Annotated in this window: 15 protein-coding genes; 7 read left to right on the top strand and 8 right to left on the bottom strand. The window is 64.8% G+C overall.

Translation table 11 applies throughout. From position 1 onward, the window contains the following. Window positions 1–353 precede the first annotated feature (353 nt). Window positions 354–1799 (top strand): sodium/glutamate symporter, encoded by a 1446-nt coding sequence (locus KBY77_RS14070; protein ID WP_255105748.1) that lies wholly within the window; start codon window positions 354–356, stop codon window positions 1797–1799. Between the two features lie 51 nt (window positions 1800–1850). Here the strand turns inward: KBY77_RS14070 and KBY77_RS14065 are convergent, their stop codons facing one another. Together KBY77_RS14065 and KBY77_RS14060 are read right to left on the bottom strand one after the other, a co-directional pair. Continuing rightward, the gene (locus tag KBY77_RS14065) at window positions 1851–2084 is read right to left on the bottom strand and encodes a hypothetical protein (RefSeq protein WP_255105746.1); all 234 of its coding nucleotides are present in this window, start codon (window positions 2082–2084) and stop codon (window positions 1851–1853) included. 314 nt (window positions 2085–2398) lie between these two features. Next, a complete protein-coding gene (locus KBY77_RS14060) occupies window positions 2399–3190 on the bottom strand; it encodes a hypothetical protein (protein WP_255105744.1) in 792 nt (263 codons plus the stop codon). Between the two features lie 93 nt (window positions 3191–3283). On the opposite strand from KBY77_RS14060, the gene KBY77_RS14055 reads away from it, so the two are divergent. The 3 genes from KBY77_RS14055 to KBY77_RS14045 all read left to right on the top strand — a co-directional run bounded on the left by KBY77_RS14055 (window position 3284) and on the right by KBY77_RS14045 (window position 8122). Next, window positions 3284–3445, top strand: coding sequence for a hypothetical protein (locus tag KBY77_RS14055; protein WP_255105742.1), 162 nt, complete (start codon window positions 3284–3286; stop codon window positions 3443–3445). 290 nt (window positions 3446–3735) lie between these two features. After that, complete coding sequence (locus KBY77_RS14050; protein WP_255105740.1) at window positions 3736–5490, top strand: choice-of-anchor I domain-containing protein; 1755 nt, start codon at window positions 3736–3738, stop codon at window positions 5488–5490. Window positions 5491–5743: 253 nt separating this feature from the next. Beyond that, the gene (locus KBY77_RS14045) at window positions 5744–8122 is read left to right on the top strand and encodes a bifunctional metallophosphatase/5'-nucleotidase (RefSeq protein WP_255105738.1); all 2379 of its coding nucleotides are present in this window, start codon (window positions 5744–5746) and stop codon (window positions 8120–8122) included. Window positions 8123–8187: 65 nt separating this feature from the next. Here the strand turns inward: KBY77_RS14045 and KBY77_RS14040 are convergent, their stop codons facing one another. The 4 genes from KBY77_RS14040 to KBY77_RS14025 form a co-directional block, all read right to left on the bottom strand. Further along, window positions 8188–8850 carry a hypothetical protein gene (locus KBY77_RS14040; RefSeq protein ID WP_255105731.1) on the bottom strand — a complete coding sequence of 221 codons (663 nt, stop codon included), beginning with the start codon at window positions 8848–8850 and terminating at the stop codon, window positions 8188–8190. A 168-nt stretch (window positions 8851–9018) separates the two neighbouring features. After that, complete coding sequence (locus KBY77_RS14035) at window positions 9019–9633, bottom strand: TVP38/TMEM64 family protein (RefSeq protein WP_399212934.1); 615 nt, start codon at window positions 9631–9633, stop codon at window positions 9019–9021. 54 nt (window positions 9634–9687) lie between these two features. Next, window positions 9688–10407, bottom strand: a complete 720-nt coding sequence (locus KBY77_RS14030) for a molybdopterin-dependent oxidoreductase (protein WP_255105729.1) — start codon at window positions 10405–10407, stop codon at window positions 9688–9690. Window positions 10408–10415: 8 nt separating this feature from the next. Next, entirely contained in the window at window positions 10416–11030 is a 615-nt protein-coding gene (locus KBY77_RS14025; RefSeq protein WP_255105727.1) for a cytochrome b/b6 domain-containing protein, read from the bottom strand. 80 nt (window positions 11031–11110) lie between these two features. Here KBY77_RS14025 and KBY77_RS14020 point away from each other — a divergent pair, with 80 nt between their 5' ends. Together KBY77_RS14020 and KBY77_RS14015 are read left to right on the top strand one after the other, a co-directional pair. After that, window positions 11111–11617, top strand: coding sequence for a DUF1643 domain-containing protein (locus KBY77_RS14020; RefSeq protein WP_255105725.1), 507 nt, complete (start codon window positions 11111–11113; stop codon window positions 11615–11617). 107 nt (window positions 11618–11724) lie between these two features. After that, window positions 11725–12189 (top strand): hypothetical protein, encoded by a 465-nt coding sequence (locus KBY77_RS14015; RefSeq protein ID WP_255105722.1) that lies wholly within the window; start codon window positions 11725–11727, stop codon window positions 12187–12189. A gap of 50 nt (window positions 12190–12239) precedes the next feature. Here the strand turns inward: KBY77_RS14015 and KBY77_RS14010 are convergent, their stop codons facing one another. Continuing rightward, window positions 12240–12914 carry a MarC family protein gene (locus KBY77_RS14010; protein WP_255105719.1) on the bottom strand — a complete coding sequence of 225 codons (675 nt, stop codon included), beginning with the start codon at window positions 12912–12914 and terminating at the stop codon, window positions 12240–12242. A 210-nt stretch (window positions 12915–13124) separates the two neighbouring features. Between KBY77_RS14010 and mscL the strand changes: the two genes are divergently transcribed. Further along, window positions 13125–13502, top strand: coding sequence for a large conductance mechanosensitive channel protein MscL (gene mscL / locus KBY77_RS14005; protein ID WP_255105716.1), 378 nt, complete (start codon window positions 13125–13127; stop codon window positions 13500–13502). Window positions 13503–13535: 33 nt separating this feature from the next. Here the strand turns inward: mscL and KBY77_RS14000 are convergent, their stop codons facing one another. Further along, on the bottom strand, window positions 13536–16415 hold the full coding sequence (locus KBY77_RS14000) for a valine--tRNA ligase (protein WP_255105714.1): 2880 nt from the start codon (window positions 16413–16415) through the stop codon (window positions 13536–13538). Window positions 16416–16424: the final 9 nt, after the last annotated feature.

Here is a 16424-nt window from a genome sequence, read left to right as displayed (position 1 = left end):
ACGAGGCGATACGACTGATTTCGGGAGTTCTGAATCGCTGAATCAGCGAAATACAGCACGAACAGAGCGGGATCAGCTCTCGGGAGGGAAAACACGACTGTTCAGCCGGTTTTTCCGCAAACTCCTAAGGGTCGCGTCCGGCGTCGTAGCGGCTGGCCTGTTCCCCACAGCTGCAGGCCGCGCGGCCTGCAGCTGTGCAATCTACGAGGCAAAGGATGTTGCCCGCTTCAGTTCCCTATGAATTGGGTATCCAGTTGTCGCCCTGATCCTGATCGGCTCGAGCTTCTTCTCAATTGCACTGCTGCACATCCGGCGCACAATCAGCAGCATGGCGTAGCAGCAGCGACGACTGCTTGCCCTCGGCCCCACTCCTGTTCATCCTTGATCAGCTGCGTCGCAACACTGAGGCCAGCCTGCCGGAGATCCGATGGGGAGGGCACATGCAGGTCTACGACGTCTTGGTCGCCTTCTCGGTCCTCAGCCTGTTGCTGCTGATCGGACTGGTGCTGCGCCAACAGGTGCCGCTGCTGCGCCGGCTGGGCCTGCCTGAAGCCCTGATCGCCGGCCTGCTGGGGCTGGCGGTGGGTCCCTATGGGCCCGTGCAGTTGGTGCCCGACAAGGTGGTGGAGGTGTGGGCCCAGGCGCCGGCAGCCCTGATCGCGCTGGTGTTCGCCACCCTGTTTCTCGGCCAGCGACTGCCCAGCCCACAACGGCTGTGGCAGCGGGCCGCCCACCAGACCGCCTTTTCGATGGTGATCGGCTTCGGCCAGTACCTGGTGGCCGGGGTCGTGGTCCTGGCCCTGCTGCAGCCGGTGATGGGCAGCCATCCCTTGATGGCCACCCTGGTGGAGGTGGGCTTCGAAGGCGGCCATGGCACAGCGGCCGGCATGGGCCGCACCTTCACCGAACTGGGGTTTCCAGCAGGGCGCACCCTGGCCCTGGCGATGGCCACCGTGGGAGTGATCGCCTCCGTGTTGCTCGGCACCGCCCTGGTGCTGGTGGGCCAGGCCCGCACCTGGCTGTTGCGCCAGCGGCACCGCAGCCCCGCAGCCCTGGTGGGCGGCCGCAAGGGCAGCTTCGGCGCCAAGGGCCGGCTGGCAGGGGAGCGGGCCGCCGGACTGATCCCCGCCGATCAGGCCATCAGTCTCGATGTGCTCACCCTCAACCTCTGCCTGGCGGGGGTGTCGGTGGGCATCGGCGCGCTGATCAAGCAGGGCCTGGTGCAGATCGCGCCCCTGTTCGATGCCGTGCCGGTGTTTCCCCTGGCGATGGTGGGAGGGCTGTTGGTTCAGCTGTTGCTGCAGAAGCTCGACCAGCCGTTTCTGGCCTCTGCCACGGATCAGGCCAGCATCGCCTCGCTGTCGATGGATGTGCTGATCACCGCCGCCATGGCCAGCCTGAATCTGCCGTTGCTGGCCGACAACCTGCTGCCGTTCACGATCCTGGCAGTGGTGGGACTGGTGTGGAACGTGCTGATGGTTCTGGTGCTGGCCCCCCGGCTGTTCAGCGATGCCTGGTTCGAGCGGGCCATCGCCGACTTCGGCCAGGCCACCGGCAGCACGGCCAACGGGCTGCTGCTGCTGCGCATGGCCGATCCGATGGGCCGCAGCCACGTGATGGAGGCGTTTTCGTTCAAGCAGCTGCTGTTCGAACCCTTCCTCGGTGGCGGCCTGATCACAGTGTTCGCCCCCCTGGCCATCACCGGGATGGGGCTGGGCCGCTGGACGGCCCTATGCCTGGTGCTGACGATCTTCTGGCTGGTGGTGGGGCTGCGGCTGCTGCCCAGAGTCCAGGAGTGATGGGAACCATCCGGACACCGAGCCACCCGCGAGCACGCACGAGCTGCGGGATCAAGGCCCAGGCAAGCCGCTGGCCAGTTCGCCCGAACGCCAGGGGCGCAACAGCGGCAGAGCTTCCGGTCCCACGAGTTCGACGCCCCTCAACCAGATTGTCGCTGGATACCAGTCCAGGATGTTTGCCGCCAGTGATTCAGTAAAAGGCCGTTCCCACGGTTCGATATCGCATTTCGGATCGGACAACAACGGACCGCGCGTGACAAAGCTGCCTGGCAACTCCAGGGCCATGGGGATTGGAGCTGAGAACGAAGCCCTGCCCCCTACGGTAGGGCCAAACACGAGCCGTGACACGTCCTTCCGTCGGAAGCAATGAGCGGGAAGCAATGAGCGGATCGGCGACCCGAAAGGACCTGCACGACGTCGTGCAATTCATGAAAGGCTGCCATGAAAAAGATCCCATCAGGACCAATCTCCTGCCAGGCCCCACGGCTACCCAAGCCTGTCTTGTCCGGGACGTTTCCGATGGGATCGCACAGGCTCACCTCGCTGAAAGAGGCGGTGAGGCCAGCAAAATGGAGGGAAGGCAGAGTGACCGGAGTAATTTAACGCCCATAACCGGACTGGGGCCGGAGCTGGAACAAACTCTGCCGGAGCTGATCGGCCAGGTGGGGATTCGCAACCGCCCAATCCACCAGGCCCCGGTCCTGGAGATAACGCTCCCATCCGCCAGAAGTGGCCATGGCTGGCGCAGGGGCTGGAACTGAGGCGGGATCTTGGAAAGGAGCAGCGGCCGGGTCGATGGAATCGAGCCGATCAGGCAGCAATGCATCGGGTGACCGGGTCTGCCCCATCGCCAGGCCACTGACCAGAGGCAACGCGGCCCGCACGCGGCCAGCCGGCTTCGGGTTCACGAAGCGGAACTGATGGATGATCTTCTGCCCGCTGGGGTCATAACCGACGACGTTGAAGCTCAGGTCAGCGCTGTCGCCCGATCGGATGCCGGAGAACATCCCGCGCACCAGGCCGCTGACCAGGCCCACCGGGGCCGCCACATAGGTGGAGCCCAGGGCCAGCGGCGCCGCGTAGGCCGCGGACGTCATCAACAGGTTGCCGGCGCCGGCAACAGCATTCCCGACCCCCTTGCCGCGACGCTCCTCGCTGTCGCTGAACCACTGGGTAATACGGCCCGCCGGGATGAACCCCGAAGGCCCGTCGATCCCGCTGGCATCGAGGCGGATCGTGCATGGCCCGTCGCCGCAGAGGGCCGAGTAGGGGGTCGCAAGCGCCGGTGCCGGCGCCAGCAGAACAACGAGAGCAGCTGAGCGGAGGCGCACAAGGAGACGGGGGCTGATTTCAGCCGCAGGCAGGTGGCCGCATCCTGCCGGAACTGGCAAGGGTTCGCCCAGAGCAGGGGTGGCGCACGCCAGAGTGTTCCAGAAGCCAGACTCCAGCAAAGAGAAGGCCCTGTTCATGAGTCGAATAGTCCCATGAGCGCTCCCGTCAGCGAACCAGCGATCCACCGCTGGATCAAATCAGAGTGTGGCCGCGCCAAGTACGCCGAACTCGCCTCCCGCCCTGGTCTGGCAGCGAAGCTGAGGCTGGCCTGGTTCGTGCTGATCGCTGCAATTCGCGACTCACGGTTGCCCTGAGACTTGACACCTATATATCGGACCAATCATCAAGCCCTATCCCGATGCGGCCTAAGAGAACCACCCCTCAGAAAAAAGATTTCAGGATCTGACTGGATCACCTAGGGGATCACCTGCCTGCATTGAGAAGATAAAGCTCACGACTGGTGATTGCCCGCCCTCCAAGGCCCCATCCGAGACGATCACGAAATCAAGGCATCTGACAACGCCGATTTCATCCAATGTTAACCCACCCATAAATAACGACTACCCCAAGGTCGTGGGAAACTCCTGCTTTCCTCCATCAGTTCATGGCTGCCCGCTTTGCCACGCCCTCGCAGGGATCGCTCAACTCCACACGGGACAAGGGCAATGGCAAAAAGCCGATCTCACCCCCACCACAACAGCAGCCAGAAGATCCCCTCCTCGGCCGCATCGATCTGACCGACTTCTCGGTTGATTCTGAAGCTGGTGAAGACGGCCTGGTGGCCGAGATCAGCGCCTCTGTATATATCGCCAACAAGCTATTTACGATCTCCAGTGGCGGCAGCAATCTCGTCACCCTCACCGGCTGGAATGATCCCTCGAATCCTGAAGTTGTCCAGCAGCTTGATCTGACTGGCTTCTTCACCACCTCGGTGGCCACGTTCGGCAACCTGATCGCCATCGCTGCCACGCCTGACAACTACGACGCCATCGGCAACATAACACCCGAAAGCCAGGTTCGCTTCTACAGCTTGAATCCATCCGGCAAGCTCACTGAAGTGGGCGTAGTGAATACCGGCTTCCTCACCGATGGCATGCGCTTCAGCGCCGACGGGCGCCAGCTCTACATCGCTAATGAAGGCCAGCCCAACGCCAATTACAGCATCGATCCAGTCGGCAGCGTGTCGATCATCAATCTGAGCGGCCAGGGCGGCAACATCAACTTCGAGGAAACTGAAATCAGCTTCCCCGATCTGGATCCTGAGAATTTTTCCCTGCTGGGATCAGGTATCCGCTTCAGCGGCAAGACCGGCATCACCGACAGCTTGGCTAAGGATGCCGAACCGGAATACGTGGCCGCCGCGGGCGGCTATCTGTTCGTGACCCTCCAGGAGAACAACACGGTCGCGCGGATTGATCTGGACACCAACCTTGTGGATGCCTACATCGGCCTGGGCTGGGTGGATTACAGCAAGGTTTCGGTGGATCTGGATGACGCCGATTCAACCTTTGCACCGGTCACGGGTCAGAAGGTTGTGGGCCTGCGCATGGCCGACGGCATCGCCGCCTGGGAGCAGGACGAAGACGTGTACTTCATCACCGCCAACGAGGGTGATGCCCGGGAGTATGGCACCTACAACGACGAGCGTCGCGACAGTGGCCTGGGCTACGCCTCCGTGCCGAACCGCCACAATCTGATCGTCAATGGAAACAGCCGCAACGAAGCCCTGGTGCTGAGCAATGCCCTGGGTGACGACGATCCCAGCAACGACTTCAGCTTCGAGTCAGGCACCCGAGACGGCACACCGGTGAGCTTCGGCTCCCGCAGCCTCACCATCTTTGATGGACTGACAGGCGAGCTGGTCTGGGACAGCTGGATGACCGATGACATCGGTGGCACCGACTACAACACCAGCCTGGAGAACATCGCCCAGTTCGTCGGCATCCGCGATGATGGCCGCAGTGACAACAAAGGGGTGGAGCCGGAATCGGTGGCCGTGCTCGAGTACAACAACCGCCGCTATGCCGTGGGCTCCCTGGAGCGCACAACCGCTGGCGACAAAGATGATCCGAATGGCATCGATCTCGTGACCCAAGGCGGTCTGCTGGTGGTCTACGACGTCACCGACGTGAATAACGTGGACTTTGTGACCTACCAGCAGGTGAGCCGCAGCCCCGAGGGCCTTGAGGTGATCGGGGCGTCGCAGAGCCCCACTGGGCGACTGCTGCTGGGGGTGAGCAGCGAATTCGATTCCAATTCCGTGGAACTGCTCGACTTCGGCGCTCTGCTCGGTAACGGTAATGGTGCCGCCTATCTGTCCAGCAATTTCGCCAGCAGCGACACCTACAGCACTCTGTAGTGCTGTCGATCGATTCAGCGGTCCGCTCAGATGGCATTCGCGGGGGCCTTCGCGCGGCGAGACCCCCCGCGAGCCAAGGCCCTGCTGGCCGGTGGAACCAGGAATGAGGAATGGGATGGCGAAGTGATCCCGAATACCTTCGTCGTGGAGATGTTAACGAGAGCTTTACGGAAAGCATAGGACTCTCTTTCCCACCTGGCAGATTGCCTGTGTAACGATCACTGCACAAGCACTCTTCTCCGGCATCACCGCTGTGGCTTACACCCTCCAACTGCTCCACTTTGCTGATGGCGAGGCCGGTCTGCTCGCATCCACCACGGCGCCCTATCTGGCCGCCCTGGTGGATGCCTTTGAAGACGACTACAGCAACACCCTGATTCTTGCTGGAGGTGACAACTACATCCCTGGACCGTTTCTGGCAGCCGGTACCGACCCATCAGTGATCGCGGTTGCTGGCAAAGGAGACAATCCGGGTGCCGCCGATATCGAAATTCACAACCGAATCGGCGTGGAAGCCTCCACCATCGGCAATCACGAATTCGATCTGGGCACCAGGGCCTTCAGCGATGCCATCAATGATGCTGCCTTCCCCTATCTCTCCGCCAACCTGGATTTCTCAGGGGATGGGGACATCTCTGGCCGCTACACCGAAACCGTAGGCGTTGGAGGCCTGGAGGAGGCGTCCACACTGGCGAGAAGGGTCGTGCCTTCCGCCGTGGTGACCAAGGGGGGTGAACTCATCGGCCTCGTGGGGGCCACCACCCAGATCATCGAATCGATCTCTTCCACCGGTGGCGTGGAGGTGAAGGGCTTCGCTGGAGACGGTGCCGAGATCAACGACATGGCGCTGCTGGCGACACAGCTGCAGCCGGTGATCGATGATCTGCTTAATCAGGGTGTGAACAAAATCATCCTGATGTCACACCTTCAGCAGATCGCTCTGGAGCAGGAACTGGCCCAGCTTCTTGAGGGAGTCGATATCATCCTGGCCGCAGGCTCCAACACGCGGCTGGGCGATGCCAACGACGTTGCGGTGGCCTTCCCCGGTCATGCAGCGAATTTCGCAGGCTCCTACCCGATCGTCACCAATGGCGCCGATGGCGGCACCACCCTGATCGTGAACACCGACAACGAGTTCACCTACCTGGGCCGCCTGGTGGTCGAATTCGACGCCGCAGGCAACCTCATCGCGCCTGATCTCGACAGCATCCCAGGCGATAACACCAGCCTCAATGGTGCCTATGCAGCGACAGCCGCCAACGTGGCGGCCGCCTGGGGCGTGAACGAAGCGGATCTGCTTACCACCGCCTTCGCCGAAGGGACCAAGGGTGAGCAGGTGGCCGACATCACCGAGGCCGTGCAGGCCGTGATCACCTCCAAGGATGGGGAGATCTGGGGATTCACCGATGTGTATCTGGAAGGGGAGCGCAATCAGGTGCGCAACCAGGAGACCAACCTCGGGAACCTCAGCGCAGACGCCCAGCTGGAGGCCGCCCGGGATGCCCTGCCGCAGGGTTCGGTCGTGGCATCACTCAAGAACGGTGGCGGCATCCGGGCCCAGATCGGTTCAGTCGACGTGATCACCGGCGCCAAGGAACCGCCCCTGGCCAATCCCATTGCCGGCAAGCCGGAGGGAGCCGTCTCGTCCCTTGATATCGAGAACTCCCTGAGGTTCAACAACAAGCTGATGGTGTTCGACACCACCCCAGAAGGCCTCAAGGCGATCCTCGAGCATGGGGTGGCGGATCTGGGCAATCAGGGGCGATTCCCACAGCTGGGTGGCATCAGCTTCTCCTTTGACCCCGACCAGCCGGCCGGCTCGCGTGTGCTCAACGTGGCGGCGCTCGACGCCAACGGAATCCCAGTGGCTCGGATCATCGAGAACGGTGTGGTGAGTGCCGATGCCCCGGCCAAAATCAGTGTGGTGACGATCAGCTTTCTGGCGGACGGCGGCGACAGCTACCCGATCAAGGCCAATGGCGAAAACTTCCGCTACCTGCTCGACGACGGCACCCTGGGAGCCGCTCTCGACGAGACGCTCGATCTCGATTCCAGTGGGAACACTCCTGCGAATGCCCTTGGCGAGCAGCGTGCCCTCAGGGAGTTTCTGGCCGAATTTCATGGGACACCGAACACCGCCTTCGATTCGGCGGACACTCCCGGTGCTCTCGATCAACGCATCCAGGATCTGAACCTGCGCTCGGACGGTGTTTTCGGGCCCGGGCTCACTGTTGTTGGAGGAGTGGGTGGCAACAACCTCTTCGGTTCCGCCGGAAACGACGTGATGGAGGGGGGAAATGGAAAGGATGAACTCACCGGCCTGGCCGGCGACGACGTCCTCAAGGGGGGCAACGGCAAGGATGTCCTGTTCGGTGGGCTTGGGAACGACACCCTCATCGGCGGCAGAGGAGCGGATCTGTTCGTTCTGGGGGCAGGCCAAGGAACCGACACCGTCCAGGACTTCGGCAATGGACCCGACCGCATCGGCCTGCTCGGAGGTCTCAGTTACAACGACCTGGTCATCGGGGTCTCAGGGGACGATGCCACGATCAGCTTTGGCGGCGAGATGCTGGCCATCCTGATGGGAGTCGATGCCGGCTCCCTCTCCCAGTCGGCCTTCATCGTGGTCTGAGGGGAAGGATCCCAGAGCTGATGATCCGCCGACCAGCCAGGCCCAGGCCGAGTTCGACGCGGAATTCAAGGTGCAGGGAACAGCCGTTGCCGCAACGCCTCGGCCAGTTGCGGATTGCTGGCGGCCCACTCCACCAGTCCGCGGTCCTGCAGGTAGGCCGGCCAGTCGGCGCTGCCGCTGGGAGAGGCCGCGGTCCCCTCCTGCGGCAGCGGTTCATCCACCGGCCGGCGGGTTTCACCCATGGCCAGCCCGCTCACCATCGCCAGGGCGATGCGCACCTGGCGGGCCGGCTTCTGGTTCACGAACTCGAACTGGTGCTCGATCGTCCGCCCGTCCCGGTCCTGGCCCACCACCAGGAAGCGCCGCGGTCCGTCCTCCCCGTCGCGGTTGCCACCAGCCCCGCGCAGCAGCCCTCCGAGCAAGCCCAGGGGCGCGGTGATGTACACCGGCACCACGAAGGCCGCCGCCGATTTCATCGTGTTCAGGGTGCTGGCGCCCACCACCTCGCCCAGGCCCGGAGGATCTCCCCCCGCCCCGGTGGTGACCCAGCGGCTGATCCCCGCAGCGGGGATGAAACCCGCCGGTCCGGCGATCCCACGCTGATCAAGCACGATCGTGCATGGACTGCCGCCGCAAAGGGCCTGGAAGCTGGTGGCCAGCACCGGGGCTGGACCGATCGCAGGAGATCCGGCCAGGGCTGGCGGCGCGATCAGCAGCAGAGTGGCCACGGCGCCAAAGGCACTTGCGCCCCTGGCGCCGTGAAGCTGGGAACAATGGATCACGGTGCCAGCCGGTGAAGCCTGGAGTGGATGACACCTATCCTGCCGCTGCTGGCCATCACGCAGGCTGTGGGCCTGCAGATCCGCCAGACGAACGGCCGGGGGTTGGGGATCCGTTCAGCGCGGGTCCAACCGCTCCAGCGCCCGCTGCGCTGCTCGGCCGGCCAGCCAGATCGAGCTCACGGTGGCGATCAGGCCCAGGATCCGCAGCGCCCAGGTGCCGGCATCGGCCTCGCCATGGAGCACATCGCCGAAGCGGGCCACATCGCCTGCCAGATCTCCCAGGGCGCAGAACAGCACAGTGCCGGGCAGGATCGCGGTCAGCCCGATCACATAGTCACGCAGGCTCACCTCGCTGAGGCCATAGGCCAGGTTGAGCAGGCTGAACGGAAAGGCCGGCGAAAGCCGGGTGAGCAGCACCAGCTTGAGGCCCTCCTGGCTCACCGCCCGCTCGATCGCCAGCAGCTTCGGGAAAGCCTGCAGCCGGCGGCGGGTCCAGCCGCGCAGCCAGTGCCGGCCCAGCAGAAAAACGGCAATGGCGCCCAGCGACGCCCCCACGAACACGATCAGGCTGCCCCAGAGCGCGCCGTAGAGCGCACCGGCCAGCATCGAAGCCCACACACCGGGCAGCAGCAGCGTCACCCAGAGGGCATAGAGCGGCACGAAAGCCACGGCGCCGGCGGGGGAGCGCAGGGCTGGCAGCAGCCCCTCAAGCCAGGGGGAGAGGTCCACAAGCAGGACCGCGCAGATGGCCCAACACTGGCAGGGACGGCGGGGCTGCCGTGCTCATAGACCCGCAAACCATTCGTAGCCCTGGTCTTCCCAGGTGCCACGACGTATCCCCAGACTTGAAACCACCCGCAGGCCCGTGACCCACTTGCTGAGCTTGTAGCCCAGCTTGATCGGGGTGGCGAGGCGCACGGGGGCCCCATTGGTCACGGGCAGTGGCGCGCCGTTCATGGCCGTGGCCAGCAGGGTCTGTGGGTGAAGAGCCGAAGCCCGGTCCCAGCTCTCGAAGTACTGATCGGCCGAGTCGATCTCGACGTAGCCGCCCAGGGGGGAGATCCCCGCCAGGGTGAGCACATCGGCCAGTCGCACCCCCGACCAGGCCACAATCGCCGCCCAGCCCTCCACACAGACGTGGCGCATGATCACGCTGTGCTGCGGCATGGCCGCAAGGGCCGCCAGATCGAGCTGGAGCGGCCGACTCACCAGACCCTCCACCCGGAGCCGATAGCTGGCGGGATTGAGGCGGGGTATGCCGTTGAAACTGTTGACCAACAGAGCAGCGGGATCGACCTGATCGGGCCGGAATTCCGGCACCGGCCCTCGGCCCTGCAGCAGGGCTTCCAGGCGCTGATTGAGGGGCTCGCTGGTCTCCCCCACTTTCTCGCTGAAGCCATTGAGGGCACATCCCCCCAGCAGCAGGCTCGAGCCGCCCGACAAGCCAAAGCCCAGCAGCCGGCGGCGGCTGAACCGATGGCGGGGATCCAGGTGGCGGCTCATGGCAGAACTCAAGCGAGCATCGAGCGCAGCAGACGCAGGCCACCGATCCGCCATGAGAGCAGCACGTGGGCGATCAACAGCAGAGCGATGGCAGGGATCGTGGCGAAATGGCACACCCGCAGGGTCTGCCAGGCGCTGACACCGAAGGCCTCACCGAAAGCAAACAGCCCCGAAAGCCACCAGAACTGCGCTGGTTTGAACATGGCCAAGCCGGTGATCAGGCTGAAGGCCAGCAGGACCAGCATCAGGCTGTACACCACCCGGTGGCTCGCCAGTCGGCGCTTGCCGCTGTTGCTGCTGCCCTTGATGGTGATCAGGTCACCCCCCTTGGCCAGACGCCGGCGCCGCTGCACCAGCAGCAGGACGATCCAGAGACCGAGGTTGAGGGCATAGAGCCCCATGAAACCGAAGTGCCAGTCGCGGCCGCCGGCAAGCCAGCCCCCCAGGGTGAGGGCCTCCGGAACGGTGGCGCCGCCGCGGCCACCGAACACCGGATTGGCGTTGTAGATCTGCAGGCCACTGGACGCCATCACCAGCAGTACCAGCAAGTTGAAGGTATGGAAAGCCCGGGTCCAGAGCGGAGCGAGCCGGATGGGCTCTGGACGGTCCGGGGGCTCAGGCATCAGCTCAGGGCAGGAAGGGGGTTGGATTTCTGAGAGGGGTACCGGTGAGCGTGGCGGACGGATGGCTGGAGGATGGACCCATGGAGAGGAGCGCCATTTTCAGCCCATGTGGCCACTACCGCTACAGCCTCTGGCGGCGGTGGGAGCCCGCCGGGGCTTTGGTGATGGTGATCGGCCTGAACCCCAGCACGGCCGACGCCCTGAGCGACGATCCAACCGTGCGGCGCTGCATCGGTTACGCCAGGGACTGGGGCTATGGCGGGTTGTGTCTCACCAACCTGTTCGCCTTTCGGGCGAGGCGTCCTGAAGCCATGAAAGCGGCCGTGGATCCGGTTGGCCCTGAGAACGATCACCATCTGCTGGCCATGGCCGCCCAGGCCACACTGAAGCTGGCCGCCTGGGGCGTGCACGGCTGCCATCTGGGCCGCGACGCCGAGCTGGCCGTGCGCCTGCCGGGCCTGCACTGTCTTCGCCTCAGCCAGGCTGGCCATCCGATGCACCCGCTCTACCTGCCCCGGGGGTTGTCGCCGACACCCTGGGCAGGGCCGCTTGGCCCGCGTCAAGTCCCTCGGACGAACGGCGACTGACCCAGCAGACAGCCCTACGTTGGCAGGCCAGAGCCCCGGAGAGAAGCCCCATCGCCCGCCGCGTCCGAACCGTCAGCGCCCCTCCGGGCAGCCCGGAAGAGCAGCTTGTGGACAAGCTGCGCCGCATTGAGGCGCTATTCGCCCGAGCAGGCAGCGAGGGTGAACGGGTGGCGGCCGAGCGGGCCCGTGAGCGGATCCAGGCCCGTCTCGCCCAGCTGGCATCCGAGGAGCCGCCGGTGGAGTTCCGCTTCTCCCTCTCGGATCAGTGGTCGCGCCATCTGTTCGTGGCACTGATGCGGCGCTACGGCATCACCCCTTACCGCTATCGCGGCCAGCGACGCACCACCGTGATGGCGCGCCTGAGCCGCAGCTTCGTGAATGAAACCCTCTGGCCGGAATTCCTGGAACTGCAGCAGACCCTGACCGCCTACTTCGACGCCCTCACCGATCGGGTGATCGAGCAGGCCCTGGAGGTGAAAGCCGGTGAAGCCGAGGAGCGGCCACCAGCACCCCAGCTGGAGCCGGTGGATCACCAACTCGAGATCGCTGCGCCGGGAGGCGAATTCGGCTGAGTTAGCACGGCCTGCATCCGGGTGCTTTCGTACCAATCAGCATTGGTGGCCTAACGGAACGCCGGAACCAGCTGCTTGAGAATGGTGTTGACAGAACCAGTAGCAATGAACTGAACCCCCATCGCCGCAACGAACAGGCCCATCACCCGCTGCAGAATGCTCATCCCAACGTCGCCTAACACCGACTGCAGCCATTTCCCAGAACAGAAGATCAACAGGACGGCCAGGCTCAGCAAAAGCGTTCCGCCCACCAGTTCGAAGTTGAGCAGGTCTTGCTTCATGGATTCGATCTCATTGGCATAGAGGATGACATTGGCAATCACTCCAGGCCCTACCAGCAGCGGCATCGCCATCGGGATCACAATCTGTTGGTAGACAGATCTGGCCTCGGCCCAGCTTCCGGCTTCAGACCCTTTGTTGATCAATGTCCGCGATGGATTCACTTCCACGCCATTGACAATGTTGATCCCGATTCCAAGCAGCAGAATCCCACCTGCGATCCGGAAGGAATCAAGCGAGATCCCGAAGAAGTTGAGAATAGGCGTTCCCAGGAACATGAAAACCAGCAGCAGCGCCAGCACCGTGATCGCGACGAACAACGCCACCAGCCGCTGAACGTCTTTCCGCTCACCTGCCGTTAAAGTCAGGAAAATAGGCACCATGCCCAGCGGATTCATCAGGGCGAAGGATGTGATCACGAAATTCCAGAGAATGGGAACATCCATAAGGGGGGAAGGCCTCAGCAAAAATCTTGGAGCTGATCGGGAGACGATCCAGTCCCTGGTCATCATCACCTCACTCAGGCCAGGCGTGGATTAAGCAGAAACAGAGCGGAATCCATGCGAATCGCAATGGCCCTGGCCTTCCAGCTTCGATGGAACTGGGTGCCCCGACTACACAAACGTAGGCTGAACGGATTATCTGTTCATCAGACCGTGGCCCGCCGATCCAGTTTCCTCACCGATTTCCAGGCCTTCATCAACAAGGGCAATGTGGTCGACCTCACGGTGGCGGTGGTGATCGGCGGCGCCTTCGGCAAGGTGGTGGACGCGGTGGTGAGCCTGGTGATGGGCAGTCTGCTCACCCCCGCGCTCAAGGCGGCCAACGTCGATTCGATCAATGCCTGGCCGGCAGGAGCCGTGATCGTGGCGCTGATCAATTTCCTGTTGATCGCCTTCGTGGTGTTCCTGATCGTGCGGGCGATTGAGGCCACCAAGAGCAAGGAAGAAGCGGTGGCTCCCCCCGACACCCAGGCCCAGCTGGCCTCGGCGGTGACTCGCCTGGCGGACGCCTTGGACCGCAAGGGGCTGTAGGCGCAGAGAGCGGAGCTGATCGGCGACAACCGCTCAGCCAAGCCCCTCCAGCCGCGCCCGCGCCAGCGCCGCCTGGGCTTCGGCTTCGGCCAGGTTGGCCTGGCATTCGGCCACCACCTCCGGTGGGGCCTTGCCCGCGAAGTTGGGGTTGGCCAGGCGGCCGCTCAGGCCCTTGATCTCCTTCTCGGCCTTGGCAATGTCTTTCTCGAGGCGCCCTCGCAGGGCGTCGAGGTCGACCAGGCCCTCGATCGGCAGCAGCACCTGCAGTTCGCCGCTCACGGCCGCCAGGCAACGGGAGCTCAGCGGCGCGCTGCAGCCCGCATCGGCGGCGCTGCTGGCTTTGTTCTCGCGCACCTCCACGGAGGCGGCACGGGTGAGAGCGGTGATGTCTCCGCTTGCCTGCCGCAACACGTTTGCGAGCTCCGGCCGGCCGGTGACGAACACCACTGGCGCCGCCTGTGACGGCTTGAGGCCTGCCACGGCCCGCAGGTTGCGCACCACCCGAATCGCCTCGATCAGCTCAGCGAACTGTGCTTCCAGGGGGGCGTCGAGGGCGGCCTCTTCCACTGCCGGCCAAAGCTGCAGGGCCAGGAAGGTGGCTTCGGGCGCGCCGGTGAGACCGTGCCAGAGCTCCTCGCTCAGGTGGGGCATGAGCGGATGCAGCAGCACCAGTAGCTCATCCAGCACCTTGGCCAGCACCTGGCGGGCCACGCGCTGATCGGCCAGAGACTCAGGGCTGATGGGATGCCCCTCAGCGGCGGGACGGGGATTGAGCCGCCGCTTGAGCAGTTCGATCGTCCAGTCGCACACCTCGTTCCAGGCGAACTCGTAGAGCCCCTTGGCCGCTTCGCCGAGGGCATAGCTGCCGTAGCGCTGGGCCGTTTCGCCGTTCACCCTTGCCAGGCGCGACAGGATCCAGCGGTCGGCCAGGGTGAGGGACGCCGGATCGGGTTCCCCCAGGCTGGCGGGGGTTTCACCATCCAGGTTCATCAGCGCGAAGCGGCTGGCGTTCCAGAGCTTGTTGGCGAAGTTGCGTGCTGCCTCCACCGTGGCCGAGCTGCCGCTGGCGCGGTCGTAGTCAAGGCGGATGTCCTGGCCGGCGCCGGCCACCTCGCGCACAAGGGCGAAGCGCAGGGCGTCGGCGCCGTAGCGCTCGATCAACGGCAGCGGATCGATGCCGTTGCCGGCGCTCTTGCTCATCTTGCGGTTGTTCTCATCCCGCACCAGGCCGTGGATCATCACGTCAGCGAAGGGCATCCAGCTGCTGCGACCGCCCACCGGCACGCCGTCCTCCTGCAGAAAGGCGCCGGCGAGCATCGTCATCCGCGCCACCCAGAAGAAGATGATGTCAAAGCCAGTCACCAGCACGCTGGTGGGATACCAGGCCGCCAGATCGGCGCTGGTTTCATCCGGCCAGCCCAGGGTGGAGAAGGGCCAGAGGCCGCTGGAGAACCAGGTGTCGAGCACGTCGGGGTCCTGCTCCAGCTGCAGCTGGCGGCCCGCAGCCCGGCTGGTGTCACCGAACTGCGCCTCCGCCTTGGCGCGGGCCTCCTCGGCATCGCGGGCCACCACATAGGGGGTGGCCTCGCTGATCACGCCACCCGTTTCACTCACCACGAACCAGGCGGGGATGCGGTGCCCCCACCAGAGCTGGCGGCTGATGCACCAGTCGCGGATGTCGGTGAGCCAGTCGCGGTACACCTTCTCCCAGCGCTGCGGCACGAAGCGGGGTTCACCTCGATCGAGCGCCTCACGGCAGCGGGCGGCCAGCGGCTCCGCCGTCACGAACCATTGGGTGGAGAGCAGCGGCTCCACCGGCACCTTGCCGCGATCCGAGAAGGGCACGCTGTGGCGGTGGGGCTCCACCTTCACCAGACAACCCTCGGCCTCCATCGCCGCCACCACCGCCGCGCGCGCCTCGAAGCGATCCAGCCCGGCAAAGCGACCGCTGGCGGCGTTCATCGTGCCGTCCTTGGCCATCACCGTGATCAGCGGCAGACCGTGGCGGGCACCGATCGCGAAATCATTGGGGTCGTGGGCGGGGGTGACCTTCACGCAGCCGGTGCCGAAGTCCGGATCGACGTGCTCGTCGGCCACGATCGGGATCTGGCGGCCCACCAGGGGCAGGGTGAGCGTGCGGCCCACAAGAGCGGAATAGCGGGGGTCGCCTGGGTGCACGGCCACGCCGGTGTCGCCCAGCATCGTTTCCGGTCGGGTGGTGGCCACCACCAGGTGGTCGGTGCCATCGGATGTGGCCCCGCCGCTGAGGGGATAGCGGAAGTGCCAGAGGTGCCCGTCGAGCTCCTTCATCTCCACCTCCAGATCGCTCACCGCCGATCCCGAGGCCGGGCACCAGTTCACCAGGTATTCGCCCCGGTAGATCAGCCCCTGCTCGTGCAGCCGCACGAAGGCCTCCACCACGGCTCTGTTGAGGCCGGGATCGAGGGTGAAGCGCTCACGGCTCCAGTCCACCGAGTAGCCCAGGCGCCGCAGCTGGCCCACGATCGTGCCGCCGCTGCCTTCCTTCCAGGCCCAGGCACGCTCCAGGAAGGCGTCGCGGCCGAGATCGTCCTTGCTGCCGCCTTCGGCCTTGATCTGTTTCTCCAGGATCGATTGCACCGCGATCGAGGCGTGGTCGGTGCCGGGCAGGCAGAGCACGTTGCGGCCGCGCAGCCGCTGAAAGCGCACGATCGTGTCGATCAGGGCCGTCTCGAAGCCGTGGCCCATGTGCAGGCTGCCGGTCACGTTCGGCGGCGGGATCACCACGCTGAAAGGCTCCCCCGGGGCGTTCGGATCGGGGTGGAAGGCGCCGGCCTCCTCCCAGGCCGCCTGCCAGCGCGCTTCAGTGCCGGCCGGGTCGTAAGTCTTGGGCAAGGCGCCGTCAGGGGTCTGGGCGGCGGAGGCCTCGGTCACGGCAGGGGA

Source organism: Synechococcus sp. Cruz-7E5 (assembly GCF_024345995.1).
Classification (GTDB): Bacteria; Cyanobacteriota; Cyanobacteriia; order PCC-6307; family Cyanobiaceae; genus Regnicoccus_A.
Note: the sequence above shows the minus strand (reverse complement) of the source record. Positions and strands in the feature narration are given on the sequence as shown.